The 3,272-nt window shown below is 66.1% G+C and carries 4 protein-coding genes; 2 read left to right on the top strand and 2 right to left on the bottom strand.

Annotated features, from left to right (window positions below):
- Positions 1 to 64: 64 nt before the first annotated feature.
- Positions 65 to 430, bottom strand: a complete 366-nt coding sequence (rpsF, locus tag ACN4E0_RS07180) for a 30S ribosomal protein S6 (RefSeq protein ID WP_221599853.1) — start codon at positions 428 to 430, stop codon at positions 65 to 67.
- 204 nt (positions 431 to 634) lie between these two features.
- On the opposite strand from rpsF, the gene ACN4E0_RS07185 reads away from it, so the two are divergent.
- Complete coding sequence (locus tag ACN4E0_RS07185; RefSeq protein WP_419566832.1) at positions 635 to 1,591, top strand: DUF808 domain-containing protein; 957 nt, start codon at positions 635 to 637, stop codon at positions 1,589 to 1,591.
- Positions 1,584 to 2,222: a glutathione S-transferase family protein gene (locus ACN4E0_RS07190; RefSeq protein ID WP_419566833.1), complete on the top strand. Its 639-nt coding sequence runs from the start codon at positions 1,584 to 1,586 to the stop codon at positions 2,220 to 2,222. Before ACN4E0_RS07185 ends, ACN4E0_RS07190 begins: the two co-directional genes overlap by 8 nt.
- Here the strand turns inward: ACN4E0_RS07190 and ACN4E0_RS07195 are convergent.
- Positions 2,219 to 3,272 (bottom strand): glutamate ligase domain-containing protein (locus ACN4E0_RS07195; RefSeq protein WP_419566834.1); only part of this gene is annotated, 1,054 nt, incomplete at its 5' end. The two genes, ACN4E0_RS07190 and ACN4E0_RS07195, sit on opposite strands and share 4 nt — an antisense overlap.

A 3,272-nucleotide genomic window follows, 5' to 3' on the forward strand; every position in this document is an offset into this window, starting at 1 on the left:
ATCTTGGGGGCGTTCTTGCCCGAGAACGGGCAGGACTTGCGGCGGCGGAAAAACGGACGGGCCATCAGTTACGCTCCTCGCGGTCGCGGCGCTTCTTCGCATCGCGCTCGTTCTTGCGCATCATGACACTCGGGCCATCTTCGTGCTCGTCGACGCGGATGGTCATGTAGCGGATGACGTCTTCGTTGATGCGCGTCTGGCGCTCGAGCTCGGCCACGACGGCGCCGGGGCCCTCGATGTTGAGCATCACGAAATGCGCCTTGCGGTTGCGGTCGATCTTGTAGGCGAGATTCTTGAGGCCCCAGGTCTCCGTCTTGGTGACCTTGCCTTCATTGTTCTCGACGATTTCGGTAGCCTGCGCTGCCAGTGCATCGACCTGAGCCTGGCTCAGATCCTGGCGCGCAAGGAACACGTGCTCGTAAAGAGCCATGTGGTCTTCCTTTCACTTCGGGCCGATCGCTGGCTGATCCGCGGGATTGCGGGGCCCCTCCGGCTTTCTTCGAATCCCCCGGGCGGAGCCGAGGGATGCGCGCACATAGCGGGATTGGCGCATAATGCAAGCAACGTTCTGGGCTTGGCAGCCGGGAACGGGGCGGGCAGGGGCACATTGCGACTAAAACGAAGGAGTATGTGCGTGCCCGGTGGACTTGTAGCCCTGCTCGACGACGTCGCGGTGATCGCCAAGGCCGCCGCCGCCTCGATCGACGACGTCTCGATAGCTGCCGGGCGAGCCGGCAGCAAGGCGGCGGGCGTGGTGATCGACGACGCGGCGGTGACGCCCAAATACGTCACCGGTATCACGCCGGCGCGCGAACTGCCGATCATATGGGGCATCACCAAGGGTTCGCTCCGCAACAAGCTGCTGATCCTGCTTCCCGGCGCGCTGGTGCTGAGCTGGGTCTTTCCCGCGGCGATCGTCTTCCTGCTGATGATGGGCGGAGCGTATCTGTCGTACGAAGGCGCGGAAAAGATCCTCGAGAAACTGGGCGGCGAGCACCACGGCGAGACTCTGGACGACCCGATCGAGGACCCGGCGAAGTTCGAGAAGGAGCGGGTCAGCGGTGCGATCCGCACCGACCTTATCCTCTCGGCCGAGATCATGGCGATCTCGCTCAACGAGATTGCGGAGGTTTCGGACCAGTTCTGGGTCCGCGCAGCCGCGCTGGCGGCAGTCGGGATCGGTATAACCTTCGTCGTCTACGGCGCTGTCGCGCTGATCGTGAAGATGGACGACATCGGGCTCCACCTCGCCAAGAAGGAGTCGGCGCTGGCACGCAAGACGGGGACGGGGCTGGTCCATGCCATGCCGCGCGTGCTCACCTTGCTGTCCGCGATCGGCACGGTGGCGATGCTGTGGGTCGGTGGCGGGATCATCCTGCACAGCCTCGAACAACTGGGGGTTCATGGCCCGGCCGATTTGGCGCACGGCGTCCAGCATGCGGTGGAAGAGGCGACCGGCGCCCTCTCGGGCGTGCTCGGCTGGCTCAGCTATGCGGCCAGTTCGGCCCTGCTCGGCCTTGTCCTGGGAGCCGTTCTCGTGATGCTGATCCACAAGGTGTTTGGGCTGGGCGGCTCGCACGACGATGGCTGAGCGCCCGATCCTCCACACCTGCGCCGGGTCTCGCGGGCTGCGCGCCACTTGGGCCGCGGAGGAAGGCGGGGTCGACATCGGACTCGAACTCCTGCCGTTCCCGCCGCGCTATCAGGCGCCCGAATATCTCGGGCTCAATCCGCTCGGCACCGTGCCGCTGCTGGTCGAAGGCGAGGCCCGGATGACCGAGAGCTGCGCCATCGCGCATTATCTTGCGACGAAGAGCAGCGACGCTTCGCTGGTGGTGGCGCCCGGCGAGGGTGATTACCCGGCCTATCTCGATTTCACCTATCATGCCGATGCGACGATCACCTTCCCGCAGACGGTGTTCATGCGCTTCGCTTTGTTCGAGAAGGACAAGGGCTGGAGCGAGGCGGGCGAGGCCTATGCCAAGTGGTTCTGGAAGCGGTTGGTGAAGCTCGAGCAGCGGCTCGAGACCCGCGAGTTCCTCTGTGCCGACCGCTTCACCGTGGCCGACATCTGCTGCGGCTATGCACTCATCCTCGCCGGCAAGGTGGGACTCGACGAGGGCGTGCCGCAGGTGCTGCGGGACTACCGCGAGAGGCTGGTGGCGCGCGAGGGATACCGGCGCGCGGTCGAGCGCGAGTCCGCCGGCCCCGCCGCGCTCTAGGAAAGCCGGGCGAACAGGTCGCGCGCGAAGCTGCTCAGCGTATCGTCGCGCGCACCCATCACCACGATGCGGTCGCCGGGCTGAGCGACATCGACCAGCCGTTCGCCCACCGCCTTGCGCGTAGGAATGTACTCGGCATGCCCGCCGGCCTGCTCGATCAACCGCACGATCCGCTCGCTGCCCTCGCTGCGATCGACCGTCCCGCCGAAATAGACCGGGTCGCACAGGATCACGCGATCGCCGTTGTCGAGTTCCTTCGCAAAGGTTTCGGCCAGTTCGTCGCCCATCTGGCGGAGGGGACCGTAGCCATGCGGCTGGAAGAAGGCGAGCACGCGGCCCGGATGCGCGCGCAGCGTACGCAGCGTTGCGGCGCATTTCTCGGGATTGTGGCCGAAATCGTCGATCACGGTGATGGCGGAGGCGCTGGTGCCGATCACATCGAACCGCCGGGCGAGACCATCGAAACCGGCCAGCGCCTCGACCGCCTTGGCCACCGGAATGCCCGCCGCCGCCGCGCCCGCGATGGCGGCCAGCGCGTTGGAGAGATTGTGCCGCCCGGGCATCCGCAGCGTCAGCGCATGCTCGCTGCCGTCGTGGCGGTCGATCACCAGCGCTGCCTGGCGCATCGGACCTTCGGCGATCGAGCCCGGCACCACGCCGATCTGCGCCTTCTCCTGCTCGATGCCGAAGGTGATGACCTCCTTCGCTCGCGGCAGCAAAGCGAGCGCTTCGTCATCGTCGGCATTGATCACCGCGATCCGGCTGCGCGACAGATAATCGCCGAACAGCCGGCGCAGCTCATCCATGCCCATGTGATCGAGGCTGACGTTGAGCAACACGCCGACCGCAGGCCGATAGAGCGCGATCGAGCCGTCGCTCTCGTCGACCTCGCTCACATAGAGGCTCTGCCCGCCCACGACCGCGCTGGCGAAGGGGCGTTCCGGGGAGACGAAGTTCTTCATCACCGCGCCGTTCATGATCGTCGGCTCGCGTCCGCAGGCGTGGAGGATCCAGCCGAGCATGCCGGTGACAGTCGACTTGCCGCTGGTC

Source organism: Qipengyuania sp. (assembly GCF_048550555.1).
GTDB lineage: Bacteria > Pseudomonadota > Alphaproteobacteria > Sphingomonadales > Sphingomonadaceae > Qipengyuania.

Excerpts from the sequence above, each read along its gene's own strand:
- rpsF (WP_221599853.1), bottom strand. The coding sequence starts at position 430 with ATGGCTCTTTACGAGCACGTGTTCCTTGCGCGCCAGGATCTGAGCCAG.
- ACN4E0_RS07190 (WP_419566833.1), top strand. The coding sequence starts at position 1,584 with ATGGCTGAGCGCCCGATCCTCCACACCTGCGCCGGGTCTCGCGGGCTG.